Source organism: Pseudoalteromonas sp. PSi26 (genome assembly GCF_054960575.1).
The window spans coordinates 31600-56687 of the sequence record NZ_JBHNYT010000016.1 but is presented as its reverse complement, the minus strand read 5'-3'; the positions used below and the strand labels follow the sequence as shown (position 1 = coordinate 56687).

The following is a 25088-nucleotide window of genomic DNA, read 5'->3' as shown; positions in this document are numbered from 1 at the left end:
GGAAAAATACCGTGAGCTTAGACAAATTTAAAATCGCAATGCAGTACGCAATGCCAAAACACTTTATTTCGCGCGTTGTGGGTAAATTAGCAGCTGCAAAAGCCGGAGCACTAACAACTACGCTTATTAAACTGTTTATCAAGCAATATAAAATAGACATGAGCGAAGCTAAATATTCAGACCCGTCTCATTACAAAACATTTAACGAGTTTTTTACTCGTCCACTCAAAGACGGCGTTCGTCCAATGGTTGAAGATTCAGATACTATTATTCATCCAGTAGATGGTGCAATTAGCCAGCTGGGCGACATAGTTGATGGGCAGCTTATTCAAGCCAAAGGCCACGACTACAGCTTGCAAGCGCTATTAGGGGGGGCTGAGGACGATACAACTGCGTTTTTAGGTGGTAAATTTGCAACTATTTATTTAGCACCAAAAGATTATCACCGTATTCATATGCCTATTGATGGCACATTAAGCAAAATGATTTACGTACCGGGCGATTTATTTTCGGTAAATCCGCTTACAGCGCAGAATGTTCCCAACTTATTTGCGCGTAACGAGCGTGTAGTGGCTATTTTTGAGACCGAAATAGGTCCACTAGCTATGGTATTGGTAGGCGCAACCATCGTTGCAAGCATAGAAACTGTTTGGGCCGGTACTGTTACTCCACCAGCTGGTAGTGATGTATTTAGTTGGAATTACCCGACCAGCGGTGAAAACGCAACCACACTTAAAAAAGGTGATGAAATGGGTCGTTTTAAATTAGGCTCAACGGTAGTACTTGCATGGGGTGCTAATAAAACAGACATACTTGACGATCAACTTCCTGAAGTTGTTACTCGCTTAGGTACTGCGTTTGCAAAAATTAAAGGAAATGAAGAGCTGTAAGTTTTTAGTTTTTAGTTTTTAGTTTTTAGTTTTTAGTTTTTAGTTTTTAGTTTTTAGTTTTTAGTTTTTAGTTTTTAGTTTTTAGTTTTTAGTTTTTAGTTTTTAGTTAAAGATTAGAAAGCACCGCGTTTATGATAAACGCGGTGCTTTTTTATTGTAAGCATAGAGCTTGCTCACACAAAATATAAACATAATGTTCCACCTCTAAAGCGACCCACCTCTTAACCTTTCAGTGAATAAATAACTTAATATTTTGCACAAAGAGAAGTGAAAGAGGAATAAATGAGAAAACATAAAACAAATACTTATTTTAAGCTTATCTTTTCCTCTAAAGCGCAGCGTCACTAAACCTCTTTGTGAATTAATTCTTTAAATTTTCTTCAAAAAAAGGAGTGTAAAACTAATAGCAGCGAGTTTACCTCGCGTCGGATATTTTGCATTAATAAATATACACAGCATCAATTCCAAATACGCAATCAAGGCGTCAACTGATTAATTAAACCACGATGTTAATTTTAGCTGTAGATACCATCTCTCATTTACCAATGAGAGATACAAGACGCAGAGCTTGCTCACGTGAGAAGCGCAGCTACTCATGGCTTCCCCCGCGAATTACCTCTTACTTTATCCACCGCACTCTTTACAGTTTAAATCTTTAACTACTTTAAAATGTTGCTGTTTTAAACTCAGCGCATCAAAAGTAATAAACACACTACCCTCAACGTGCCCTAACAGCATATTAAGCGTAAGTTGTGCCTGCATAGAGCCAATGACACCCAATAACGGGCTTATTACTCCTGCATTACTGCAATTAATAACTGGCGCCTCATTCGTTTTTGGAAAAACACAGCCGTAGCAAGGACTTTGAGTTTGTGTAAAATCAAACCCCATTAACTGCCCGCTTGTTGCAATAGCAGCACCAGCAATTAAACGCGCTTTATTCGCTAGACAATAGCGGTTAACACTATAGCGCGTGGTAAAATTATCTGAGCAATCAAGTACTACATCGGCATTATTTAAAAGCTCAGCGGCATTGTTATCATCGAGCTTTTTGCTCTGCGTTACTATATTTATTTGATTATTAAGGCTTGATAATACTTTGCCAGCGGCTGCTGCTTTGCTTTGCCCTAAGTGATTTACTTTATAAAGCACTTGGCGCTGCAAGTTTGAAAGCTCAACGGCGTCATCATCTATTAATATAAGCGTGCCAATACCTGCCGCTGCTAAATATAAAAGTGCAGGACTGCCTAAGCCGCCTGCACCTACAACAGCTACCGTTGCAGCTTTTAGCGCTAACTGCCCTTCTAGCCCTACTTCTTTTAATAATAAGTGGCGGCTATAACGCAGGGCTTCTTTATCGCTGAGCTTATCCATTTTGCTGATTTACAGCGGTTTGTAGCGCATTAATCGCGGCAATATAATCATCCGCTTCACTAATGGCCCTTACTACCGCAACACTACCGACGCCTGTATCAGCAACTTCATTTGCGCGGGCTAAATTTATTCCGCCAATAGCAACCGTTGGGTAGCTTTGCATTAAAGGCACAAACTTTTTAAGTTTATCGAGCCCTTGTATTTGGCCAGTCATATCTTTGGTCGTAGTAGGGTAAATTGCACCAAATGCCATGTAACTTGGTCGGTAGTTATGCGCACGTAGCATTTCGTAAAAACCATGAGTAGAAAGCCCAAGTCTTAAACCTGCGTCTTTAATAGCGGCTAAATTAGCAATATTTAAATCTTCTTGCCCTAAGTGCACACCGTAAGCACCATGCTTTATTGCTAACTGCCAGTAATCATTTATAAATACGTGAGCGCTGTACTTTTTACCCAGTTCAACGGCCTGCTTTATAAGCTCATCAAGCTCAGCGTCAGTTTTATTTTTAACACGTAGCTGAACTGTTTTAACGTCTTGTTGTAAGCACTTTTCTAACCATTCATTACTGTTTACAACCGCATACAAGCCTAATTGCTTACTTTCACAAGGTGCGAAATCAGCAGCCATATTAAATTCAAGCGGCACATCAAAATCAAGCTCATCACCGAGCAAGCTACCTGGCTCAATGACTTGTGGAAAGTCATCTAAATTTGTAGGAAATGATGTTTGTGCTACAGGCCCTATTCCTTCACCGTATCTCACCGACTGCTTTAAACCCTGGTTTATATATGCTTTTGCTAAAATAAAGGCATCTTTTAGTGGGTAGTCTTTTGCTAAACACGCTGCAATAACCGACGCCATACTGCACCCCGTACCATGGTTGTGTGGGGTTTGAATTTTTTTATTACCTAGCCAATATTCTTCATTATTTTGTATGCAGTAATCAATACAGTAACCACTTGGGTAATCCCAGTGCCCACCTTTAATAACAACCGCTTTTGCGCCCCAACTTAGCAGTTTATTTGCGGCGTCTTTAACTGCGCTTGGCCCAATTAAATATACGCCGGTTAATAGTTGAGTTTCGTGCGTGTTAGGCGTTATTACATCTACCAGCGGCAATAAGCATTCTTTGATGGCACTTACGGTGTCTTCCTCAGTTAATACATCACCACTTGATGCAATGGCAACCGGGTCGTAAACAATGACAGGGGGGACGGGCCACTTAGCTTTGTAGTGGCTTATGTGTTCACTGATTAATTGAATTTGCTGAACATTTGCTAACATGCCAATTTTAATTACTTTGGCCTTCATGTCTTTTTCAAGTGCCAAAAGCTGTGATTCAATAATATCGGTAGACACCGCATTAATAGCTTCTACACCTAAACTATTTTGCGCCGTAAGCGCGGTAATTGCGGTACAGCCATGTACACCAAAACTTTGCATCGCCTTTATATCGGCTTGAATACCTGCGCCACCGCCTGAGTCTGATCCAGCAATTGTCCACACTAAATTGTTCATACTATTTATTTCCTTACTGCTGATGCCAAAACGGCATGCCCATTGTAGGAGTTGAGGGTGCTGCGAGATCTTTTTCAGGCATTGCTTTTGCGTTATACGCAAAACGCCCTGCCTCCACCGCCACCTTAAATGCACGGCTCATAGTTATTGGGCAACCTGCCCCAGCAATCGCTGAATTTAATAATACCGCATCATACCCTAATTCAAGCGCTTGGCAGGCATGCGACGGTAAACCTAATCCTGCATCCACAATAAGTGTTGTATTTGGTAAGCGCTCACGAATCGTTTTTAAATTGTAACTATTTAACAAGCCTTTTCCTGTACCTATTGGTGCGCCCCATGGCATAAGTACTTCGCATCCTAAGTCATTTAAACGCTGACAAAGCACTAAATCATCGGTGCAATAAGGCAGCACTTTAAACCCATCGTTAATTAATATTTCTGTGGCTTCAAGCAAAGCAAATGGATCAGGTTGCAAGTTATAGTCATCACCTATCAGCTCAAGTTTAATCCAATCGGTGGCAAATACTTCGCGACACATTTGAGCAAGGGTTACCGCTTCTTTTACGCTGTGACACCCGGCCGTATTGGGCAATATTTTTAAACCCGTATTTTTTATCAATTGCCAAAAGTCATCACCTGCTTCTGCACTTTGCTGGCGCCTTAGTGAAACCGTGACAACCCCTGCACCGGACGATTCAATTGACTGCGTCATAATATCTGGCGATGGATACAAAGCAGTGCCAATGAGTAATCGGCTATTAATTGCTTCACCATAAATATTTAGCGTGTCTTTTACTTGCATGCGCTACCCACCTTGAATGGGCGATAACAATTCAATGCTATCCCCTTCATTTATAACAAAACCGTTATGCTGACTTTTTGGTATAAATATGCCATTCACAGCCACCGCATAAGGGGCAATTGCTCCATATTCTTTCAATATCTCAAGTAACGCATGAGAGGTTAAATCTAAAAGCTCACCGTTTAACGTAATCTTCATTTAATTCTCACCTATGTACGATAGCGCTTGCGCAACAAGAACAGGAGCTAACATATAGCCATGACGATATAAGCCATTAATGCTAATAACATTTCCTGATTTTTTTACTTGCGGTCTGTTGTCACTAAACGCAGGGCGAAGCCCTGTTTGAACCCCTAATAAACGCCCTTCTGCAAACCCACTATGCACCGTGTAAGCTGCCGACAATAGTTCTAGTGTTGAACGTACAGTAGCAGGGCCGCTGTCTTGCGATTCAATTTCAGTTGCACCAATGACATATTCATTATTAGGTTTTGGTGCAATATAAATAGGATACCGCGGATGCATTAATCGCACTGGACGCGTTAAATTAACTTCTGGCGCATAAAGTCGCGCAACCTCACCTCTTACGCCACGAAGCAGTTGCTCCTTTTTTGCGCCAAGCCCTCTGCAATCAATAATAAAATCAAACGGGCGATTATTAATTTCACCATTTTTAATAGTTACTCGCTGATTAAACACAAACTTTACTTTCCGCCTGTTAAGCATGCTGTAGCTTGCCTTATAAAAGGCCTGGTTATCTATTTGCCCTTCACAGGGTAAAAACACACCTTGGCTAAAACGATTCGCAAGCTCTGGCTCTAACTGCGCTATTTTCTGAGCATTTAAAGCCTCAGCATTGTGCCCAGCTATGGGTTTTATTCGCTGGGTAAAGCTTTGAAGGTCGCCTTTATCTTGCTGATGTGCAACCACTAATGTACCTTGCTGCTGAAAAAACACATCGTGTTCAAGCTCTTCTATTATTTGTGGCCACCGATTAATCGAATCCAATCCCATTTGCGCTAAATCGGCTTCACACAATACCGACTCAGCCAATGGCGCAAGCATAGCTGCTGCAACTTTGCCTGCGCTATTGAGAGCATGTTCATCATCGGCCTCAAACACGCTCACATTGTGCTGCTTACTTATCTCGAGTGCAGCAAGCCTTCCTGCTAAACCAAATCCAACAATGGCAATATGGTACTGCATAAAAAATCCTTCATTGGCTGGCCGCGAGTCAAAAACTACATGCAATCTTGTGCTAAGGTAGCCACCTCATTGCACGTAGTTAGATATCCGCAGCCTAAGGTCGAGTTATATCGCTTTGTGATAAATTTCAGAGCCCGTTTGCTTAAACTCCTCTGATTTAGCTTTCATTTGCGCTTCTACATCAATCATTTTAATTTCAATAGCCTCACCCGCGTTATTGGGATCAATACCACGCTCCTCTAAATCGTTAGCGTAATCGCGTACTTCTTGGCTGATTTTCATAGAGCAAAATTTAGGGCCACACATAGAGCAAAAATGAGCTACTTTGCCCGACTCTTGTGGCAGTGTTTCGTCGTGATATTCGCGGGCACGTTCAGGGTCTAAACCAATATTAAATTGGTCATGCCATCTAAACTCAAAACGCGCTTTTGACAAGGCATTATCGCGCTCTTGCGCGCCTGGGTGTCCTTTAGCTAAATCGGCGGCATGCGCTGCAATTTTGTAGGTAATTAAACCTTCTTTGACGTCTTCTTTATTTGGTAAGCCTAAATGCTCTTTTGGCGTTACATAACACAACATAGCACAGCCATACCACGCTATTTGCGCCGCTCCAATGCCCGATGTAATGTGGTCGTACCCTGGTGCAATATCGGTTGTTAGTGGGCCTAGAGTATAAAATGGCGCTTCGCCACAATGTTCTAGTTGCTCATCCATGTTGGCTTTGATCATGTGCATTGGCACATGCCCTGGCCCTTCAATAAATACTTGTACGTCATGCTTCCATGCTATTTGTGTTAGCTCGCCTAATGTACGTAACTCACTAAATTGTGCTTCATCGTTAGCATCAGCAATAGAGCCTGGGCGAAGGCCATCGCCTAATGAAAAACACACATCGTATTGTTTTAAAATTTCACAAATATCTTCAAAGTGCGTGTATAAAAAGTTCTCTTTATGGTGCGCTAAACACCATTTGGCCATAATAGAGCCACCGCGCGATACAATACCGGTAACACGTTTTGCCGTCATAGGTACGTAGCGCAAAAGCACACCGGCATGAATAGTAAAGTAGTCAACGCCCTGCTCTGCTTGTTCAATTAAGGTATCGCGGAATATTTCCCACGTTAAGTCTTCAGCGACACCGTTTACTTTTTCAAGGGCCTGATAAATGGGCACAGTACCAATGGGTACAGGCGAGTTACGTACTACCCACTCACGTGTTTCATGAATATAGCGCCCTGTTGATAAATCCATTACGGTATCGGCGCCCCAACGAGTCGACCACACCATTTTTTCTACTTCTTCTTCAATAGATGAAGTGACCGATGAATTACCTATATTAGCGTTCACTTTAACCAAAAAGTTACGGCCAACAATCATTGGTTCGGTTTCTGGATGATTGATATTGTTAGGTAAAATTGCGCGGCCGCGTGCTATTTCGTCACGTACAAATTCAGGGGTTATAAAATCGGGAATACTCGCGCCAAACGACTCACCCTTATGCTGCGCAGCTAATAACTCTTCTCGAATCTTTGCACGCCCCATATTTTCTCGCACTGCAACGTATTCCATCTCTGGCGTTACAATACCTTGGCGGGCGTAATGCATTTGTGTGACATTTTTGCCCGCTTTACCACGGCGAATTTTTGGTAGGTGATCAAATCGAATATGATCCAGTCCATCATCAGCCATACGCTGCTGTGCAAACTGCGAGGTGACCGAATCGAGTACTTCTGTATCGTTGCGCTCTGCAATCCATTGCTCACGAAATTTTGGTAACCCTTTGCGTACATCTAATTCAAAATTTGGGTCAGTGTACGGGCCCGATGTATCGTAAACACGAAGTGGCTCATTAGATTCATACACCGGGTTTTCGTTGGTGCCACCAATAAACGTATCACTGAGTGTTATTTCGCGCATACCTACACGCACGCCTGGCTGGCTACCTTCAACGTACACTTTTTGAGAATTTGGAAATGGCTGCCCTGTTAAATTATAAATATATTCAGATGCAGCTGCGCGCGTTTCGCGACGCGATGATTTATTTGTAGTGTTTGACATGACTTACCTCATAACTAAAGGGTTGTCTTGTCAGATATTCCAAAAGGAATAGAGAAAGATCGTAAAGTAGCTTCATGCCACTTTGCAGCCTATAAAAATGGGTATCGCTTTATTGCACGCATAAAAAAAGACGCACAAGCGTCCCGTTTTAGGCAGCTTGTTCCCTACGCAGGTATTAACCTGATCAGGTTCACGGATCCCGCTTTCGCGATCTCAGCCTAAGCAACATACTTAGGCACTCCGACAAGTATATAAATTGTTCGTTGATTTAATAGACAATCCTATTAAATCTGCGTTGAGTGTACGCCAGTTAAAAAAGACCCGCAAGGGTCATTTTTTAAAACGCTAAAATTTATTTAGCAACAAATACAAACTTTTGCTCGCCTTGCATAACTAATTTTTGACCTTGCATGCTAAGCGTTGCACCTTGCTTTAACGTTTTTAAAAACTGCTGTTCAAACTTATCTGTTTTTTCGCCGCAAGATTTTCGGGTCATTCCAACTTTTTGCACACTAAGGCTACTTTCGTTAAGTTCACCCTCACCAAAAAATCGGTTACATCCTGCAAATCCATTTACTTGAAGCGCTTCTATAAAGCTAACGGAGGCCGTGTATTGCTCTTCTAAGGCTACATCATCAATTGTTGATAATTGCCATTGTGTGTATTTTAGCTGCTCACTGGTAACGGTCCCTGTTGATGCGCAACCAACACATAAACCGATTACAAGCATCGGTATTGTTGCTAATTTCATACTGCTACTAACTCATTGTCTAATTAATGTCATAATAACAATATTTATGCGATTTATCCGTTAAATTTGCATGTTTTAAATGTAATTTTTTGTTCATAAAACGTTATTTATAGAATAGGAGTTAGCCTAAATCATTATTGTTAAATAGGGTTTGCATTTCGGGTGGTAAAAATGGACGCCCTTTTTCGTTAACGGCAGTACCTATTACTTTTGCTTTGAGCATTACTTGCTGGTCGTGTTTACGTACAATAGTTTGCTCAAACGCAAACTTTAAACGACTTAGACGAACGGGCTTTACAGACACATAAAACTCATCTTCTGGCATCAATGAGTGCTTGTAATCAACTTCACTACGAATCACAACTAAATTAACTTTTTGCTTAGCAAGTAATGCAAAGTCAACACCGTTCGAAAATAGGAATTCATGGCGAGCATGTTCTAAATAATTAAAATAAACACTGTTATTAACGATCCCTTGTAAATCGCATTCGTAATGACGTACTTTAAAATCAACTTTAAAAGTCATATTAGTAATCCTAGTTTTTTTACGTATAATCGCTGCGTTATAACACAGGTATAAAAATAATTACTAGGGTCAGTTTGCCTTTTAAGATTAAGACTAAAAGGTCAACAGACCCCTGCATAAGCCCCTAAAATGGAGTTAAGTAACAAAATGAACTTACGTTTGTCTTTAATCACTGCCGCACTTTTGCCGCTAATGAGTGCCCCTTTTTCAGCTAATGCTGATGATAGCGACATAGAAAAAATAGTGGTCACCGGTGACTTTCAACGAGAAACTATTCAAACTTTAAGTGCCAGTGCAAGTTTACTCAGTGAAGAAGAAATAAGCCTACGTGGTGCAAGTTACTTAGACGAAATATTAGGCAGTGCCGCTAACGTAAACTTCACTGCGGGTGCGTCTCGTGGGCGTTTTATACAAATTCGTGGCGTAGGTTTACGCTCACAGTTTGTTGACCCTATTAACCCTTCGGTTGGTTTAGTTATTGATGGCATTAACTACTCTGGCCTTGGTGGCAGTTCATTATTATTTGATATTGACCAAGTAGAAATTTACCGTGGACCACAAGGAACACGCTTTGGTGCAGACGGCATGGCCGGTATGATCCAAATGCAATCAGCTAAAGCAACTAGCGATCCGAGTTTAAAACTGCACTTAGGTGCCGGCACATACAACAGCCATGAAGCAGGCCTTGCAGCAAGCACTGGTTTGACCGACGATACAACGGCTCGTGTTAGTTACTTTCGCAGAAAATCTGACGGCTACGTAGACAACTTATACCTGAACGAGTCAACACAAAATCAAGACGAGCAAGTTGCACGCTTCAAATTAAATTCTCAGCTTACTGAAAACCTAAACACTGAGTTAAATTTTCATTATATTGATATAAACAATGGTTACGATGCCTTTACGCTCGACAACAGCCGCTACAGCGTTGCGGATGAACCAGGTCAAGATAACCAAAAAAGTTACGCGGTAGGTATTGCTAATACTTACACGGGTTTCGATAAATTTGATGTAAGCCTTAATGTTTCAGCAATCGATAGCGAGTTACTTTATAGCTACGATGAAGACTGGGTATGTAATGATGTAAACAAGCCGCAACTTTGTGCTGCAGGCTTACACCCTTGGGGTTACAGCTCTACTGATATTTACAATCGCGATCGCGATGATCAATCAGCTAACTTACAGTTTAACGATAAAACTGGTAACTGGGTTGCGGGTCTTTATTATCAAAACCGCGATGTTGATTTAGAGCGCCAATACACGTGGCTTGCAAGCCCATTTTCCTCTACTTATGAAACCAGCAATATTGCATTGTATGGCCAAGTAGCCACCCCTATTGGCCCAAAAACCACCTTAATAACAGGCCTACGTGTTGAGCAATACCAAGGTGATTACACCGACAGTAACGGTTTTATACAAGAAACCGACGATGTTATGCTCGGTGGTAAAGTCGCGCTTGAATATCAAGTAATAGATCGCACTATGATCTACGCAAGTGTTACGCGTGGTTACAAAGCCGGTGGTATTAACTCAGAAGCGCTTGCAAAAGCAAAAGATGAAGGCCTAAACCTAGACGCTGCATTTTTTCAACAGCACACCAGTTTCGACCCTGAATACTTATGGAGCGGTGAGTTTGGTGTTAAAGGATCATCACTCGATGACGCTTTAACACTTCGCCTAGCGGCATTTTATATGCACCGCGACGACATACAGTTAAAAGCTTGGCAAGTTGAAGGTCAGCAGTTTACAGGCTACGTTGATAACGCAAGCTCTGGTAGTAACTACGGCCTTGAAATTGAAGGTAACTACCAACTCACCGACAACCTATTATTAACTGGTAGCGCTGGTTACTTAGACACAGAAATAGATAACTTTGTAACGCAATCTGGTTTAAACCAAGATGGCCGTGAACAAGCCCAATCGCCTAAGTACCAATATGCATTTACTGCACGCTACAATTTTACCAACGCGTTTTATGCCATGGTGGGTATTGAAGGGAAAGACGATTACTACTTCTCAGATAGCCATAACTCAAAAGCGCCTAACAGCAACTTAGTTAACTTAAGCTTTGGCTACGAAGCTGACATGTGGTCAGTTCGTGCATGGGCACGCAACGTATTTGATGAAGCTGTGCCGACGCGTGGCTTTGAGTTTGGTAACGACCCACTCGATGGCTACGAAACGCACACCTACACACAATTAGGTGAGCCAAGAGTAGCGGGTATAACCTTTACCTTAGAGTTGTAAGCTATCAGTTGTCAGTTAAAAATTAGAAAACACCGCGTTTAATTAACATGCGGTGTTTTTGTTTGTAGATGTCGAGCTTGCTCACATGTGAAGCAACGCTTCTAATTACTTTAATTTAAGTACAATCGATATAATCAAACAACCTTTCAAAGCCTCGCTTTAACGCGTCAGTAAGCTATGCGCTTACAGGGCAAGTATCAGGCTCTATCTACATCAAAGGCAATTACATCTTTAATTTTGTCTTTGTTAGTTGCTAGCATTACCAGCCTATCAATCCCCAATGCTACGCCTGAACATTGCGGTAAACCGTGCTCCAATGCAGCAATTAAGCGCGAATCCATCGGAACTTGTTTTAAACCGTTCGCTTCACGATACTGGTTATCTTCATCAAAGCGTTTTGCTTGTTCTGTTGCGTTGGTTAGCTCGTTAAAGCCATTCGCAAGCTCCATATTTTTATAATAGAGTTCAAAACGACCAGCGACTCGCTTATCGTGCTCACAGATTTGCGCTAATGCCGCTTGGGATGCCGGAAAGTGATAAACAAAACAGGGTTTAATTTGGCCAATGCTTGGCTCTACTTTCATACAAAATAACAGCTGTAGTAAGGTATCTTTGTGAGTTTCGTTTTTAGCTATGTCAGCAAAGCCATGCTCACAAGCAAGCGTCTTTAGTTGATCTAAAGATGCTGTCAATGGATCTAGGCCTAATACTTGTTTAAATGCATCCTGATAAGTAATACGCGTTGCTGGCTCAACATTAAGTACACACTGCATTAGCTCATCCATTTCATCCATCAATGCAAATTCGTCAAACCCAGGACGATACCACTCAAGCATAGTGAACTCAGGATTATGATGGCTGCCCGCCTCTTCATTTCTAAATGCTTTGCAAAGCTGAAAAATAGCGCCTGAGCCCGCCGCTAACAAGCGTTTCATTGCAAACTCGGGGGATGTTTGTAAATAAAGCGGCAAACCATCAGCATGCCCAGGGCCCATAAATGAAGTATTAAAACTTGCTAAGTGAACGTCAGTAACACTCGCTGCACTTAAGCTCGGTGTTTCTACTTCCATTACATCTCGCGCGTAAAAAAATTCACGAATCGTGCGTAAAATTTCTGCGCGTTGTTTTAATGTTTTTATATCTGCGCTGGGCGCCCAAAGTGTTGATGACATATTTTCTCCAAAAAAAATCCCAGCTTAGGCTGGGATTTATACCTCCCCCCTTACTTAAGTGGGTTGGTATTATTAAGCTGCGTTAAATATTACTTAACACGGCCTACGTATTCACCACTACGGGTGTCTACTTTAATTACTTCGCCAATTTGTACGAATAATGGAACGCGTACTACCGCACCCGTGCTAAGCGTTGCTGGTTTACCACCCGTGCCCGCTGTATCACCTTTTAGGCCAGGATCTGTTTCAGTGATCTCAAGCTCTACAAAGTTTGGTGGAGTAACTGCAATTGGGCTGCCATTCCATAGTGTGATAGTACATACATCGTTTTCAACTAACCACTTGCCTGCATCGCCTAATGCTTTCTCGTCAGCAGCAATTTGCTCAAATGTTTCGTTATTCATGAAATGCCAAAACTCACCGTCTGTGTATAGGTACGCTAAGTCCGTATCCATAACATCAGCACCTTCAACCGATTCACCTGATTTAAAGGTTTTTTCAAGTACCTTGCCAGAAATAAGCTTACGGATACGAACACGGTTAAACGCTTGGCCTTTACCAGGTTTTACCATTTCATTTTCTAAGATACTGCAAGGCTCGCCGTCCATCATAATTTTTAGGCCGCCCTTGAACTCGTTGGTGCTATAATTCGCCATCGTTTCCTCTATTTTAATTTTTTCGAGTAATCTACGTGCCAATGATACAAAGAAATGAAGCAAATTTGCATAAAAACTGGCAAAAAGAATTAGCAAATGTAGTTACCTGTCCAAAAACCTTGCTTGAAATGGTTGGTTTATCGAGCCAAGTCCATGAAAACGACCTAAAAGCTCGCAGTTTATTTCCGGTACGGGTGCCAGTGCCCTTTATAAAAAAAATGCGCAAAGGTGATGCAAACGATCCTCTTTTACTGCAAGTTATGCCTCGTCATCAAGAGTTTTTAAAAAAATCGGGGTTTAATAAAGATCCTTTGCTTGAGCAAGACAACGATCAACCCGGGATTTTACATAAGTATAAATCGCGTGTTTTAGTTATGTTTAAAACCGGTTGCGCGGTAAATTGTCGATATTGTTTTAGACGTCATTTTCCGTATCAAGAAAACCAACTTAATAAAAAAAGCCTATTAGATGCGCTCAGCTACATAAAGTCAGATATCAATATAAACGAAGTGATCTTAAGTGGTGGCGACCCGCTAATGGCAAAAGACGATGCCATTAGCTGGTTTTTAGATGAGCTTGAAAAATTACCACAAATAAAACGTATGCGAATACACAGCCGTTTGCCTGTCGTAATACCTGCGAGAATTACCGACGAGCTATGTGCCCGCTTACAAAAATCACCGCTAAAAATTGTATTTATAAACCATATAAATCACGCCAACGAAATAGATGATGAGTTTAAAGCCGCAATGCAAAAGCTTAAACATGCAGGCGTTATGCTATTAAATCAAGCGGTTATTTTAAAAGACGTGAACGATACGGTTGACGCACAAATAAATTTAAGTGAAGCGTTATTTGATGCCGACGTGCTGCCGTATTATTTGTATTTGCTAGATAAAGTTGAAGGCGCAAGTCACTTTGATATTAACGAAGAGCAAGCAATAAAAATAATGGCAGAGCTTTTAAAAGCTCTGCCCGGATTTTTAGTGCCTAAATTAGTAAGAGAAATAGGCGGTCAAAAAAGTAAGATCCCTATCGACCTCAAACTTATTTAGGGCGACATTTAAACGTATACGTTTATGTTATTACCAAGTGTTGCAGTCACCGATTTAGCCGGTGTTTGCGCACTTGATGATTGCGCAGCACCTTCAATTAGTGCAAGCGCAGCTGCGCCGTCTGCCTGTTGCTGTTTTTTAGCCAAAGAAGCGCTGTAAACTTCACCGCTTTCGCTAGCCCCTGACATAACGGGTAAACTTGAACCTGATATATTCATATTACTAACCTGACTTTTAAATGTAATCCACGTATTATATCGGCCATGCAGTACAAAGCTTTAGGAAAACCATGGATTCTATAATTGAACAACTCAACGCTAACTTAAAAATTGTTTATCGTCAGGCACTTGATGCCGACAAAAAACTAGACGAATTACAACAACAAGGCCATGGTAAATTTAAAGCCTTATTTGGAAAAGACGCTGGTTTCGACTTTGAAGCAAAGCGTTTCAAACCCTATGTACTAGACGTTGCAGCCGACGTAGAAAGTTTATCAAACGATGGCTTTAACGAAGAAAAGTTAAAAACGACCGTCATTAAATTACAACAGTTACTCACTTTACTTGCCACGTTTAAATAACCAAAGTTAATCACTTGCCGCTCTTAAGCGGCAAGTTAACTCAATCAATACTTGTTAATACTTGTTCGCCAAACCACTCTGTGAGTAATCTTTTTTCGTGGTCAAATGACTCCTCTCGACCTCTTCTTATCCTATCCATAAAGCCCATGTCTTTAAGTTCAACATCGTTTGCTTCACTTATTACATCGCCTTCTTGATTAACTAACGAATAGTTCAGATTAATACGTGGGAAAAAAATAGGTTCAACAACGCGAATTTCACTTGTGCCACTAAAACGTACATCACCAGCTAAATCGATATCTGTAATTTCGACATTCAGCTTATAATCTTTTGGTAGTTGCTCAGCAAGCTTGGAAAAATGTTTTTCAAACTGCTTAGTAATTTGCTTATGGTAAGACGCTTTAGTTTGGTTTGATGCACGCACATCGCGATAGTCTTTAAAGTCATGCCACTTAACTGCAGACTCGCCAGCATTTGTGAATAGTGGCAATACAACACACAGTGCCATCGAAATTTTAGTAACTGAGTTCATAGCTATCTCCAAACAGTAATCCATAACACAATGTATATGGTTTGACTTTGTTGCTTACCTTAATTAAGTAATTCTAACAGATATATATTAACTATAACTTAATCATAGTTGTTAAATGTAATTATAAACGAACAAAATGTAATCTGATGTACCTTTTAAAACTACTTTAAATCATCTTCTTTGCAAACTAAAAATTAAATATAAAGCATGTAAACTATGCTATTTTATGTTGAAATTAAAACAATTGAATAAAGAACCCTACGGAGCTTTCATGACTATTTTAGTAACCGGTGGCGCAGGCTATATTGGCTCGCATACTGTTTTAGAACTTTTGCAACAAGGAAGTAATGTTGTTGTTATAGATAATTTAGCAAATTCATCGCAAGAGTCTCTGGCTCGCGTTAAACAAATTACGGGTAAAGAAGTAACTTTTTATCAAGGTGACATCCTCGATAAAGCTTTTTTAGATTCAGTATTTGCAAAGCATACCGTTAACAGTGTTATTCATTTTGCAGGCTTAAAGTCAGTTGGCGAATCGGTTGCTAAACCAATAGAGTATTATCAAAATAATGTGCAGGGCACATTAACTTTGGTTGATGCTATGCGAGATGCAGGCGTATTTAAGTTAGTGTTTAGCTCATCTGCCACCGTTTATGGTGACCCGGCAAGTTTACCTATTAAAGAAGACTTTCCTGTTGGTGGCACAACTAACCCATACGGTACCTCAAAATTAATGGTAGAAATGATGCTTCAGGATATCGCTAAATCTGACGAGCGCTTTGCATTTGCTATTTTGCGTTACTTTAATCCTGTAGGTGCTCACGAATCGGGCCTAATTGGTGAAGATCCTAATGGCATTCCTAATAATTTATTACCATTCATTGCTCAAGTAGCAGTGGGTAAACTCAAGCAATTATCCGTATTTGGTGATGATTACGACACCATTGATGGCACAGGCGTACGCGACTACATTCACGTTGTAGATTTAGCTATTGGCCACTTAAAAGCGCTTGATAAAATAGCTACAAATACGGGTGCACTTGTATATAACCTTGGTACGGGTAATGGCTATTCTGTTCTGCAAATGGTTAATGCATTTATTAAAGCAAGTAACCAAGCAGTACCATACCAAGTATCACCTCGTCGCCCTGGCGATATTGCTGCCTGTTATGCCGCACCAGAAAAAGCCCTTAATGAGCTGGGCTGGGAAGCTAAACGCGGAATCGATGAAATGATGCAAGACACGTGGCGTTGGCAGTCAAATAACCCAAACGGCTACAGCAAGTAAAGCGACGACCAAGTAGTAAAACGCTCATTAATATTATAAAAAGTACGTTTAACTCAACGTGCTTTTTTATTGGGTGGAACGTAGTTTTACCGCATAGTGCACTGTCATGGTATTTCACTATCGGCTATAATCGCGCCCATTGTAGCCGACTAAAAATGTGAACCAAAATGAAATTCCCTTGCCGTTTAGATAAATTTATTAGCCACTTAGCAGAAGTACCGCGCACGCAAGCTCGCGCCAGTATTAAGCGTAAAGAAGTAAGCGTAAATGGTGAGGTGATCACAGCACATAACTTTCAGTTAGCAAAAGACGATGCCGTATTACATAACGGTGAGCCATTAGTATTTTTAGGTAAACGTTACTTTATGCTAAATAAGCCTGTTGGTTATGTGTGCGCAAATAGTGACGACTTACACAAAACAGTTTTTGACTTACTTGATGAGCCAAATATGAGTGACTTTCATGTAGCAGGTCGATTAGATATAGACACAACAGGCTTAGTTATTATCACTAACGATGGCGACTGGTCACATAAAATTACCTCACCACGCAGTAATAAATTTAAAACATACCTAGTTGAAACCCAAGAACCAATTACCGACGAAGCGCTTGAGCAATTACGCGAAGGCGTTATGCTACATAATGAAAAAGATGCCACCCGCCCTGCTATTGCTGAGCGCTTAGCTAACTACGGTTTACGCTTATCAATTAGTGAAGGAAAGTACCATCAGGTAAAGCGCATGCTTTACGCCGTTGATAACAAAGTGGTTGAATTACACCGTGAGCAAATTGCGGGTATTAAGTTAGATGAAAACTTAGCGCCAGGCGAATACCGCTTGTTAACCGAGAATGAGATAAAACTATAGGGCGGTCTGATAAAGAACCACTTTCCCTTACGATTTAATTTGCACTAAATCAAAGTCTGCCATGCCCGGTACAATCGCTTGTAAGCGAGATTCAGTGACATCTAACGTGTTAAGGTATTCGCAATATTCTGACGCTTTTAGCTCTAATTGGTCTGCTTTTTTTTGCAATGACTTATCAATCTCTTTCGTGATGATATCCATGCGTTGACCCATATCGTTAATGCGATCCTCAATATTGCCTTCACGCGATTTAAACGCATCCCCTAAAGACACTAAAATAGCACCTAACGAGCCATGAACCGCCGAGTGGATTTTTTGGCTTATTTCTTTTGTAAAAAAGTCATCAATTTGAGAAAGTGATTGCGGAGCTATAAAAAAAAAGTCGTCGCCTCGCTTAAACTTATCCATCAACGCGCGTTCTACGTATTGCAGTTGGGTTTTAAGTACTTCAGGCTCTTTATCAGACATGCCTTCAACCACCTGCTCAATAGCACTCAGCCCTAAATTAACACCGTCGGTGGCTAAATTTACAAGCTCGGGGACTGTTTGGCGAATACCTTGGCTAAATTGCTCGAGCACTTTGCTTTCATCTTCACCTAAATCAACCCAATAGCCACGAATAAACAGCTGGTTATTGTTGTTAATTTGTACTCGTGTTTGGCCTTTATCAACAATACGTATTACGTCATCGGTAATAATTAGACCATGCCTGAGTTCAACATCACACGGTTTTTGAGCAAAGGCAGCGATACTTGAAAGTGCAATGGACAGCGATAAAATCGCACGAGATAAAAACGCCATATACACCTCAAAAAGACAAAAAATGGAAGGCAAGTAGGTTAACAAAAAACCAATTTTATGCAAGAAAAAACAGCGCTCGATACTATCGAAGCGCTGCTTATAAAGGCGTTTAAAGCTCAGGGCGTGTTAACCTGCGCCCATATAAAATTAAATGGGTGAACCTGGCGGTATAGGTAGAACCTTAAAGTTATTAGGCCACTCTCCATTAGCTAAAAAGTGTTTTACCTGCACCGCTAGGTATTGCTTAAATGCGCTTTCACCGGTGCTTGTATTACTCAGCATCGTGTTTTGATTAAAGTCATCACTTAACTTAACTAAGTAATAACGAAGCTGCGCTTGTACCTCTGGGCTTACATTATTATTTGCCACTAAGTCAGCAAACGTTTTTGCTGTTAAAAACTGTATACGCTGGGTTATTTTGCCTTTCATTGTGTCGGGCGACGATACATTATAAACATGGCTATACAACTGCTTTAATAACGCATCTAAACTGTAAAACTGGTTATTACGGGCTTGTTGTTGCGCTAAACGATTTAAGCGCTGTGGATTAAGCAACAACGATAAACTATGCTGCACTGCCACCTCTGGTAAAGCCATTGCATCAAGTGTTAACCCTGTACGCCCCACTACGCTTTCGCGCGATTTAGACTCACCATATGCTTTTGGCGGAATCAACGATAATACCGATTCAGGTATAACTAAATTTTTGGCAGTAAGCGTTGCTAAAATGGCATTAACTGCATCTTGTTGCACTTGCTTATCAACAACCTGAGCGCCTTGGACTGGCTCATCACCGCGCGTTTCATATTCGTAATTTACACCTGCAATTAACTTAACCACAGACTCAACTTGAAAACGATGAAATAAATAAAGTGGTACAAGCTTTTCTTCTAACTGAGATAGCGCAACACCCAACTTAATATTATTAATACCAAACTGCGAGAGTGCCTTTTTACGAACATCTAAAACGCGTAAAAGCTCTTCTGATGGATTAGCGCCGTTATCCCATAAGTGAGCAGTTGGATGAGCGCCCCCTTTAGCTCGCGCGTCAGAGTCTGAAATAAACGCTAGCCCTTTGGCTTTATTCTCTTTTAAAATTGCTGCCAGCTCTGCGTTTTCATCTTGATTAGTAAAGTCGCTATAACCGTATTTAATTACCTGGGTATCCCACACGCCCATACCTGTTGCATAGCCTCGTGTTACATCAAGCTTACCTTGTTCATTAAAGCTCAATAATGGGTGCGGGTAATCCATTACTGAGGCTCTATCACTTACTGATGCCGCAAAGTTATGGGCAATACCTAATGTATGGCCAATTTCATGGGCACTTAACTGGCGAATACGATCAAGCGCCATAGCGTGTAAGTTTTTAGCAACTTCATCGCCTTTAAAATAAGGAGCAGCCAGCGCTTCTGCAATTAAAATATCTTGGCGAACGCGAAGCGATCCCAGCGTCACATGGCCTTTTAATATTTCACCGGTACGCGAATCAATAACTGAGCTTCCGTATGACCAGCCACGTGTTGCCCTATGCACCCATTGAATCACGTTGTAACGAATATCCATCGGGTCAACATTGGTTGGTAATACTTTAACAATAAACGCGTTTTTATAACCTGCAGCGCTAAATGCATCATTCCACCACTTACCGCCTTCTAGTAAGGCGCTTTTAACTGGCTCGGGTACACCGGGATCTAAATAATAAACAATAGGTTCAACCGGCTCGCTAATAGGTAAGCTCGGATCTTTTTTTGCTAAACGATGACGCGGTATATAACGAACATACATCGACTCGCCTAAAGGCGCTGCGTAATCTTTGTGTTCAATGCTCCAAAATCCCGATTGCGGGTTAAATTTACGCGGTGTGTAATTATCATCAGGTAATTCAATAAGTGAATGGTGCATATGCACGGTAACAGTGTATGGGTCGGCGCTAACTTGGCGGACAAACTCACCCGGCTTTGCGCCTTTAAATGTAAGCACGGCTTCAAGTTCGGTGTTTTTTACAAAAGCTTTTGAGCGCGCCATGTAAACCGCACTTCGTGATTCATCAAGGTTAAAATTACCCTGCTTGCGGGCAGCTAATGTACGGCTTACCCCATGTACATCGCTCAATAAATAAGGCGTGTAATCAATAAGTGCAGTACTTTTATCCTCTGCAACCACTTTAAAGCCCGCCAATATACTTGACGCAAATGCCTCTTTGATACTTTGCTGCTCGGCTTTATTACTAGTATTAGCACGGTAGTAAGTATTTACAGCACGCAGCATGACTTTATCGCCAAAGCGCTCAAACTGTACCAAATGCGTGTTGCCAAGCTGACCTCTATCAAGTCCAATGTCGTTTGAGCCAATCCCGTATGGCAAGCTTTGTTGCAGTAAAAACTGCTGCTCAAACTTATCTACTTTTAAATATACCTTACCGTTTTGGGTATCGTAAAAAAACGAGTAGTAGCCCGGAAAGTGGTTCATTTGTGTAGTAAATTCATCAATGGACTTAATTGCTGCGTGCGCTTGAGTTATGATAGAGCACAGCACAGTAAAGAATATGTAACTTAGTAGTGGTATTTTTTTCATAATCTTATCTTTGTTATTGGCGTTTTAGGTACGATTAGGTGCCCCCATTATAGGGCGGTATTTAAACAATACAGGTATTTAAGACGAAATTCAGCGCTCTAAACTAATCTCTCTCACATTATGATTGGTTTTAACACGTTATCAGGAAAATAGAATGCGTAGACTCCCTCCAGTATTACTTGAAGATGGTTGCCCAAGAGAACTTTTATCGTTAATTCGAACTATTTTAGCGGCATGTAAAGAAATATCGTTTCGTGTTGGCCAAGGTGCGCTTTCTGGCGTATTAGGCTCAACACTTGATGAAAACATTCAAGGTGAAACTCAAAAAAAGCTCGATGTATTATCTAATCAGCTACTAAAAGATATTTTACTGGAGTCGGGCACCGTTAAAGCCATTGCCTCTGAAGAAGAAGACTACACCGTTGCAGGAAACCCTGACGCTAAATATATTGTGGCATTTGACCCACTTGATGGTTCGTCAAACACCGATATTAACTCGCTGGTAGGGACTATATTTTCAATTATGGAAGCGCCTGAAGGCTCAGATGCAGCAGACGAAAGTATTTTTATGCAACCTGGCCACAAGCAAGTTGCGGCAGGTTATGTACTCTACGGCCCATCAACGATGTTGGCGCTTAGTACAGGTAAAGGCACACGTATGTTCACCCTTGATAAAACCCAAGGGAGCTTTTTACTAACAGAAGACTTTGCCACTATACCCGCAGATACAAACGAGTTTGCAATTAATGCGTCTAACCAGCGTCATTGGCAACCCGCTATGCAAAACTACATAAATGATTTACTACAAGGCGAGACCGGCCCGCGCGCTAAAAACTTTAATATGCGCTGGATTGCAGCCATGGTAGGCGATGTTCATCGCGTACTAAGCCGAGGCGGTGTATTTACTTACCCAACTGATACTAAAGATCCTAATAAACCTAATAAATTGCGCCTGCTTTACGAAGCAAACCCAATGGCTATGCTAGTAGAACAAGCCGGTGGCATTGCCTCAACAGGGTCTGAACGTATTATGGATATTCAGCCAGACGCTATCCACCAGCGTGTAGCGGTTATTTTAGGATCTAAAAACGAAGTAGAAACCTGCTTGGGATATCACAAGTAACCACGTTGTCAGTTGTCAGTTGTCAGTTGTCAAAAAATACTAAAACCGCATTTAATTTAAATGCGGTTTTAAGTTAACCTAAACTTTAATCCTTTAACAATGCCAGTATTTTTTCAAGCTTTTGGTGATCAAGCTCGCCCATTTGCTCGCTATTACTAAGCGCATAAATAACGCCCTCGTGTTCAGCGCAATCAACGTCTTCTCGTGACTCAATAACGTTAGCCCAAAGCTCTAAGTCATCTAAATCTATTTCACCACTCAAACAGCGTTTAATTACACCAACTAATACATCTGTTTTTAATGTGTATAAGGGCGCTTGACTATATGCAGGCGTTGACACAATAACCGATATTGCATCGTCTCTTTGTGCCGAAAACGTAATAAATTCTGCTAAGGCTTTTTGTATATTCATAATATTTGTTATTCTTGGCGCTCTACTGTTGATAAGAACTAAAATGACTCAAACAAACTGCAGCCAATGTAATACAGTACTCAACTGTAATGTAAATAATATAACCGCATGTTGGTGTAACCAGTTACCTGCTATTTTACCCCTAGACGCAGCTGCAACAAGCTGTTTGTGCCAAACCTGTACACTCAATAAAATTAATCACTACCTTGAAGAGCTATATACCCAACCAATTAAAGATCAAATTGCGTTTGCAAAAGCATTTAAAGGAAACGATAACTTAATTGAAGAACTCGACTACACCATGCAAAATGGCTACATGGTATTTAGTAAGTGGTTTTTTTTAAAGCGAGGAACCTGTTGTAAAAATGGCTGTAAAAACTGCCCTTATGGATACAAGCTGTAAAAAGTTTCAAAGTGAATAAAACATTATTATCACCACAGAGAAGACAAGGAGCAGTGCAGGAGAAGTAATTTTAAAACCAATCAAACGTTACGCTCTACTCAGTGTAGCGCGCAGCGCCATGGTGCGCTCGGTGGTAATTAAATGCTATTAAGTAATACAACAAAAAGTGACTTATTCACCACAGAGAAATCAAGGAGTAGTGCGGGAGAAGTAATTTTAAAACCAATCAACCGTTACGCTCTACTCAGTGTGGCGCGCTGCGCCTCGGTGCGCTCGGTGGTAATTAAATGCTATTAAGTAATACAACAAAAAGTGACTTATTCACCACAGAGAAGACAAGGAGTAGTGCAGGAGAAGTAATTTTAAAACCAATCAAACGTTACGCTCTACTCAGTGTAGCGCGCAGCGCCTCGGTGCGCTCGGTGATAATAAACATTTAAAGTTACCCACACGTAGGCGTGAAGCTTGCTCACGCAAAGGTTGTTAGCGTAACTATGTGTAAATTAAATGCGCCAGCAAGCAAGGCGCCTACAAAAATTGCTTGTTATGGTATTTTCACTTATACATCTTTGGTGATAGGCAATGAATCACTTGCGCCCCACTCACTCCAAGAGCCGTCATAAACACTTAAGTTTTTGTAGCCACACTCATCAGCAAATAAAGCTAAAACACACGCCGTAATACCAGATCCACAACTAAATTGAAGATGCTGTGCATTGCCTACAGCGTACGCAAATTTTGCTTTTATATCCTCAAACGATTTTGCTTCACCATCAGATAATAAATCCAAAAAAGGCAATGAACGACTTTGGGGTATATGCCCACTTCGCATGCCTTTTCGAGGTTCGCTCTCTTCACCAGTAAAGCGTTTATAGGCACGCGCATCTAACAATACCGTATTGGTATCGTCTATTGCTGCTAATACTTGCTGGCTGCCAATAAAGTAGCTTGGGTTATAACTTGCTTCAAAATTACCACACATTAAAGCCTCACTATAACCTTGCTGCACTGCATAGCCGCACGCTAACCACTTTTTAAGGCCGCCACTTAATACTTTTACATTGTGGTGCCCCATAGCTTTTAGCATCCACCAGGCTCTAGCTGCACTGAATAACCCCGCATTTTCATAAATGACCACGAGTGAATCGTGATTCACTCCTGCTTTTTGCATCACCTGAGTAAATTGCTCTGCACTACACAAGGTATTTGGTAATGGGTTTGAAGTATCTGCGAGTTCTTTTTTAATATCAAATCGTTGTGCTTTAGGTAGCATAGCAACGGGCGAATACTCCCCTGCAGCTGAGTGGAGCAACATACCTGCATCAAAGATAACCAGGTTAGTTTGCTTTATACGCATGTTAAGCCACTTTGCATCAACAAGATATTTCATAAAAAACTCCCTTTAGTATAAAACAATATAATCAAAAAATTAGATTAAATAATACTAAGTAATTAGGCAATATTAACTCTAGCATTTATTATTTTAAAAATAGCTATAAAAACAGCCATAAAAGTAATACTTTGGAATACTATAGTTACTAATATGTAGGTGGATTTATGTTAGGACCTATCGTCAGTAACTTAATTATGAGAAGAATATTTTGAAACTATCTGTTTGTATTATTTGTAAGAATGAGGCAAATACAATTGCCCGCTGTTTAGAATCAGTTAAATGGGCTGACGAGATTATTCTGCTTGACTCCGGCAGCACAGATAATACACTCGAAATTGCAAAAAATACACCGATAAGATATTTATTAGAGAGGATTGGCAAGGATTTGGCGAGCAACGTCGAAGAGCTGAACAGTTAGCTAGTAACGACTTGATTTTTGCTATTGACTGCGATGAAGAAGTTAGTGAAACATTAAAAAATGAGATACTTAATACTTTACCTAGATGTAGTGAAGAAAACGTATGAAGAATAAATCGGCTAACATATTTTTGTGGCCAGTTTATTTATCACAGTGGCTGGCACCCTGATAATATTGCCCGTATATACAACAAGAACTTAGTACATAAATCTGTTATAACAAAAAACTGTGAGCTAATTACACTAAAAGAAAACATTTTACACTTCCAGCACCAAGATATTTTTACTTATCTTAATAAAAGAAACCACTATGCTAAACTAGGCGCAAAGCAAATAATTAAAAAAAAAGCCTCATTATCAAAAGCTACTGACTCTGCCATATTTGCTTTTATTCGACATTATTTTTTAAGGCTAGGTTTTTTAGATGGAAGAGCCGG

The 25088-nt window shown here is 40.7% G+C and carries 25 protein-coding genes and 1 riboswitch; of the genes, 9 read left to right on the top strand and 16 right to left on the bottom strand.

The window, feature by feature from the left end:
• Nucleotides 1–11 precede the first annotated feature (11 nt).
• On the top strand, nucleotides 12–890 hold the full coding sequence (gene asd / locus ACFI34_RS15805; RefSeq protein WP_462674186.1) for an archaetidylserine decarboxylase: 879 nt from the start codon (nucleotides 12–14) through the stop codon (nucleotides 888–890).
• A 624-nt stretch (nucleotides 891–1514) separates the two neighbouring features.
• Here asd and ACFI34_RS15800 read toward each other — a convergent pair.
• From ACFI34_RS15800 to ACFI34_RS15765, 8 genes are all read right to left on the bottom strand, one after another.
• A complete protein-coding gene (locus ACFI34_RS15800; RefSeq protein ID WP_462674185.1) occupies nucleotides 1515–2264 on the bottom strand; it encodes a HesA/MoeB/ThiF family protein in 750 nt (249 codons plus the stop codon).
• Complete coding sequence (thiE, locus tag ACFI34_RS15795; protein ID WP_462674184.1) at nucleotides 2257–3783, bottom strand: thiamine phosphate synthase; 1527 nt, start codon at nucleotides 3781–3783, stop codon at nucleotides 2257–2259. The genes ACFI34_RS15800 and thiE overlap by 8 nt, the downstream gene beginning before the upstream one ends.
• Before the next feature lie 13 nt (nucleotides 3784–3796).
• Complete coding sequence (locus ACFI34_RS15790) at nucleotides 3797–4588, bottom strand: thiazole synthase (RefSeq protein ID WP_462674183.1); 792 nt, start codon at nucleotides 4586–4588, stop codon at nucleotides 3797–3799.
• A 3-nt stretch (nucleotides 4589–4591) separates the two neighbouring features.
• Nucleotides 4592–4786 (bottom strand): sulfur carrier protein ThiS, encoded by a 195-nt coding sequence (thiS, locus tag ACFI34_RS15785; protein WP_462674182.1) that lies wholly within the window; start codon nucleotides 4784–4786, stop codon nucleotides 4592–4594.
• Nucleotides 4787–5794, bottom strand: coding sequence for an FAD-dependent oxidoreductase (locus ACFI34_RS15780; RefSeq protein ID WP_462674181.1), 1008 nt, complete (start codon nucleotides 5792–5794; stop codon nucleotides 4787–4789).
• Between the two features lie 105 nt (nucleotides 5795–5899).
• Nucleotides 5900–7852: a phosphomethylpyrimidine synthase ThiC gene (gene thiC, locus ACFI34_RS15775; RefSeq protein WP_462674180.1), complete on the bottom strand. Its 1953-nt coding sequence runs from the start codon at nucleotides 7850–7852 to the stop codon at nucleotides 5900–5902.
• Between the two features lie 144 nt (nucleotides 7853–7996).
• Nucleotides 7997–8105, bottom strand: a riboswitch (TPP riboswitch).
• A gap of 99 nt (nucleotides 8106–8204) precedes the next feature.
• Nucleotides 8205–8603, bottom strand: a complete 399-nt coding sequence (locus ACFI34_RS15770) for an META domain-containing protein (protein WP_462674179.1) — start codon at nucleotides 8601–8603, stop codon at nucleotides 8205–8207.
• Nucleotides 8604–8724: 121 nt separating this feature from the next.
• The gene (locus tag ACFI34_RS15765; protein WP_462674178.1) at nucleotides 8725–9129 is read right to left on the bottom strand and encodes an acyl-CoA thioesterase; all 405 of its coding nucleotides are present in this window, start codon (nucleotides 9127–9129) and stop codon (nucleotides 8725–8727) included.
• Nucleotides 9130–9276: 147 nt separating this feature from the next.
• Here ACFI34_RS15765 and ACFI34_RS15760 point away from each other — a divergent pair, with 147 nt between their 5' ends.
• Nucleotides 9277–11376, top strand: coding sequence for a TonB-dependent receptor (locus tag ACFI34_RS15760; protein ID WP_462674177.1), 2100 nt, complete (start codon nucleotides 9277–9279; stop codon nucleotides 11374–11376).
• Between the two features lie 197 nt (nucleotides 11377–11573).
• On the opposite strand, the gene epmA is transcribed toward ACFI34_RS15760, so the two are convergent.
• Nucleotides 11574–12548, bottom strand: a complete 975-nt coding sequence (gene epmA / locus ACFI34_RS15755) for an elongation factor P--(R)-beta-lysine ligase (protein ID WP_462674176.1) — start codon at nucleotides 12546–12548, stop codon at nucleotides 11574–11576.
• An 89-nt stretch (nucleotides 12549–12637) separates the two neighbouring features.
• Nucleotides 12638–13204, bottom strand: coding sequence for an elongation factor P (efp, locus tag ACFI34_RS15750; protein ID WP_006792061.1), 567 nt, complete (start codon nucleotides 13202–13204; stop codon nucleotides 12638–12640).
• A 41-nt stretch (nucleotides 13205–13245) separates the two neighbouring features.
• On the opposite strand from efp, the gene epmB reads away from it, so the two are divergent.
• On the top strand, nucleotides 13246–14259 hold the full coding sequence (gene epmB / locus ACFI34_RS15745) for an EF-P beta-lysylation protein EpmB (RefSeq protein ID WP_462674175.1): 1014 nt from the start codon (nucleotides 13246–13248) through the stop codon (nucleotides 14257–14259).
• Between the two features lie 8 nt (nucleotides 14260–14267).
• Here the strand turns inward: epmB and ACFI34_RS15740 are convergent, their stop codons facing one another.
• Nucleotides 14268–14477: a hypothetical protein gene (locus tag ACFI34_RS15740; protein ID WP_006792059.1), complete on the bottom strand. Its 210-nt coding sequence runs from the start codon at nucleotides 14475–14477 to the stop codon at nucleotides 14268–14270.
• Nucleotides 14478–14548: 71 nt separating this feature from the next.
• Here ACFI34_RS15740 and ACFI34_RS15735 point away from each other — a divergent pair, with 71 nt between their 5' ends.
• Nucleotides 14549–14839 carry a hypothetical protein gene (locus tag ACFI34_RS15735; protein WP_010555634.1) on the top strand — a complete coding sequence of 97 codons (291 nt, stop codon included), beginning with the start codon at nucleotides 14549–14551 and terminating at the stop codon, nucleotides 14837–14839.
• Between the two features lie 40 nt (nucleotides 14840–14879).
• Here ACFI34_RS15735 and ACFI34_RS15730 read toward each other — a convergent pair whose 3' ends face one another.
• Entirely contained in the window at nucleotides 14880–15371 is a 492-nt protein-coding gene (locus tag ACFI34_RS15730; RefSeq protein ID WP_010555633.1) for a DUF3016 domain-containing protein, read from the bottom strand.
• A gap of 271 nt (nucleotides 15372–15642) precedes the next feature.
• Between ACFI34_RS15730 and galE the strand changes: the two genes are divergently transcribed.
• Both galE and rsuA read left to right on the top strand, forming a co-directional pair.
• Nucleotides 15643–16659 (top strand): UDP-glucose 4-epimerase GalE, encoded by a 1017-nt coding sequence (gene galE, locus ACFI34_RS15725; protein ID WP_462674174.1) that lies wholly within the window; start codon nucleotides 15643–15645, stop codon nucleotides 16657–16659.
• A gap of 167 nt (nucleotides 16660–16826) precedes the next feature.
• Entirely contained in the window at nucleotides 16827–17525 is a 699-nt protein-coding gene (rsuA, locus tag ACFI34_RS15720; protein ID WP_462674173.1) for a 16S rRNA pseudouridine(516) synthase RsuA, read from the top strand.
• 27 nt (nucleotides 17526–17552) lie between these two features.
• Here the strand turns inward: rsuA and ACFI34_RS15715 are convergent, their stop codons facing one another.
• Entirely contained in the window at nucleotides 17553–18326 is a 774-nt protein-coding gene (locus tag ACFI34_RS15715) for a YggN family protein (protein WP_462674172.1), read from the bottom strand.
• Between the two features lie 147 nt (nucleotides 18327–18473).
• The gene (locus ACFI34_RS15710) at nucleotides 18474–20903 is read right to left on the bottom strand and encodes a zinc-dependent metalloprotease (protein ID WP_462674171.1); all 2430 of its coding nucleotides are present in this window, start codon (nucleotides 20901–20903) and stop codon (nucleotides 18474–18476) included.
• A gap of 154 nt (nucleotides 20904–21057) precedes the next feature.
• On the opposite strand from ACFI34_RS15710, the gene ACFI34_RS15705 reads away from it, so the two are divergent.
• Nucleotides 21058–22026, top strand: a complete 969-nt coding sequence (locus ACFI34_RS15705) for a class 1 fructose-bisphosphatase (protein ID WP_305401633.1) — start codon at nucleotides 21058–21060, stop codon at nucleotides 22024–22026.
• An 85-nt stretch (nucleotides 22027–22111) separates the two neighbouring features.
• Here ACFI34_RS15705 and ACFI34_RS15700 read toward each other — a convergent pair whose 3' ends face one another.
• Nucleotides 22112–22438 carry a hypothetical protein gene (locus ACFI34_RS15700; protein WP_010555627.1) on the bottom strand — a complete coding sequence of 109 codons (327 nt, stop codon included), beginning with the start codon at nucleotides 22436–22438 and terminating at the stop codon, nucleotides 22112–22114.
• 43 nt (nucleotides 22439–22481) lie between these two features.
• On the opposite strand from ACFI34_RS15700, the gene ACFI34_RS15695 reads away from it, so the two are divergent.
• Nucleotides 22482–22841 (top strand): DUF5522 domain-containing protein, encoded by a 360-nt coding sequence (locus ACFI34_RS15695; protein ID WP_462674170.1) that lies wholly within the window; start codon nucleotides 22482–22484, stop codon nucleotides 22839–22841.
• A gap of 559 nt (nucleotides 22842–23400) precedes the next feature.
• Here ACFI34_RS15695 and ACFI34_RS15690 read toward each other — a convergent pair.
• Nucleotides 23401–24231 (bottom strand): sulfurtransferase, encoded by an 831-nt coding sequence (locus tag ACFI34_RS15690; protein WP_462674169.1) that lies wholly within the window; start codon nucleotides 24229–24231, stop codon nucleotides 23401–23403.
• A 211-nt stretch (nucleotides 24232–24442) separates the two neighbouring features.
• Here ACFI34_RS15690 and ACFI34_RS15685 point away from each other — a divergent pair, with 211 nt between their 5' ends.
• On the top strand, nucleotides 24443–24652 hold the full coding sequence (locus ACFI34_RS15685; protein WP_462674168.1) for a glycosyltransferase: 210 nt from the start codon (nucleotides 24443–24445) through the stop codon (nucleotides 24650–24652).
• Nucleotides 24653–25088 lie beyond the last annotated feature (436 nt).

What these genes read in the sequence shown, in the direction of transcription:
- ACFI34_RS15800 (WP_462674185.1), bottom strand. Translation starts at nt 2,264, where the DNA reads ATGGATAAGCTCAGCGATAAAGAAGCCCTGCGTTATAGCCGCCACTTA.
- thiE (WP_462674184.1), bottom strand. Translation starts at nt 3,783, where the DNA reads ATGAACAATTTAGTGTGGACAATTGCTGGATCAGACTCAGGCGGTGGC.
- ACFI34_RS15790 (WP_462674183.1), bottom strand. Translation starts at nt 4,588, where the DNA reads ATGCAAGTAAAAGACACGCTAAATATTTATGGTGAAGCAATTAATAGC.
- thiS (WP_462674182.1), bottom strand. Translation starts at nt 4,786, where the DNA reads ATGAAGATTACGTTAAACGGTGAGCTTTTAGATTTAACCTCTCATGCG.
- ACFI34_RS15780 (WP_462674181.1), bottom strand. Translation starts at nt 5,794, where the DNA reads ATGCAGTACCATATTGCCATTGTTGGATTTGGTTTAGCAGGAAGGCTT.
- thiC (WP_462674180.1), bottom strand. Translation starts at nt 7,852, where the DNA reads ATGTCAAACACTACAAATAAATCATCGCGTCGCGAAACGCGCGCAGCT.
- ACFI34_RS15770 (WP_462674179.1), bottom strand. Translation starts at nt 8,603, where the DNA reads ATGAAATTAGCAACAATACCGATGCTTGTAATCGGTTTATGTGTTGGT.
- ACFI34_RS15765 (WP_462674178.1), bottom strand. Translation starts at nt 9,129, where the DNA reads ATGACTTTTAAAGTTGATTTTAAAGTACGTCATTACGAATGCGATTTA.
- ACFI34_RS15760 (WP_462674177.1), top strand. Translation starts at nt 9,277, where the DNA reads ATGAACTTACGTTTGTCTTTAATCACTGCCGCACTTTTGCCGCTAATG.
- epmA (WP_462674176.1), bottom strand. Translation starts at nt 12,548, where the DNA reads ATGTCATCAACACTTTGGGCGCCCAGCGCAGATATAAAAACATTAAAA.
- efp (WP_006792061.1), bottom strand. Translation starts at nt 13,204, where the DNA reads ATGGCGAATTATAGCACCAACGAGTTCAAGGGCGGCCTAAAAATTATG.
- epmB (WP_462674175.1), top strand. Translation starts at nt 13,246, where the DNA reads ATGATACAAAGAAATGAAGCAAATTTGCATAAAAACTGGCAAAAAGAA.
- ACFI34_RS15740 (WP_006792059.1), bottom strand. Translation starts at nt 14,477, where the DNA reads ATGAATATATCAGGTTCAAGTTTACCCGTTATGTCAGGGGCTAGCGAA.
- ACFI34_RS15735 (WP_010555634.1), top strand. Translation starts at nt 14,549, where the DNA reads ATGGATTCTATAATTGAACAACTCAACGCTAACTTAAAAATTGTTTAT.
- ACFI34_RS15730 (WP_010555633.1), bottom strand. Translation starts at nt 15,371, where the DNA reads ATGAACTCAGTTACTAAAATTTCGATGGCACTGTGTGTTGTATTGCCA.
- galE (WP_462674174.1), top strand. Translation starts at nt 15,643, where the DNA reads ATGACTATTTTAGTAACCGGTGGCGCAGGCTATATTGGCTCGCATACT.
- rsuA (WP_462674173.1), top strand. Translation starts at nt 16,827, where the DNA reads ATGAAATTCCCTTGCCGTTTAGATAAATTTATTAGCCACTTAGCAGAA.
- ACFI34_RS15715 (WP_462674172.1), bottom strand. Translation starts at nt 18,326, where the DNA reads ATGGCGTTTTTATCTCGTGCGATTTTATCGCTGTCCATTGCACTTTCA.
- ACFI34_RS15710 (WP_462674171.1), bottom strand. Translation starts at nt 20,903, where the DNA reads ATGAAAAAAATACCACTACTAAGTTACATATTCTTTACTGTGCTGTGC.
- ACFI34_RS15705 (WP_305401633.1), top strand. Translation starts at nt 21,058, where the DNA reads ATGCGTAGACTCCCTCCAGTATTACTTGAAGATGGTTGCCCAAGAGAA.
- ACFI34_RS15700 (WP_010555627.1), bottom strand. Translation starts at nt 22,438, where the DNA reads ATGAATATACAAAAAGCCTTAGCAGAATTTATTACGTTTTCGGCACAA.
- ACFI34_RS15695 (WP_462674170.1), top strand. Translation starts at nt 22,482, where the DNA reads ATGACTCAAACAAACTGCAGCCAATGTAATACAGTACTCAACTGTAAT.
- ACFI34_RS15690 (WP_462674169.1), bottom strand. Translation starts at nt 24,231, where the DNA reads ATGAAATATCTTGTTGATGCAAAGTGGCTTAACATGCGTATAAAGCAA.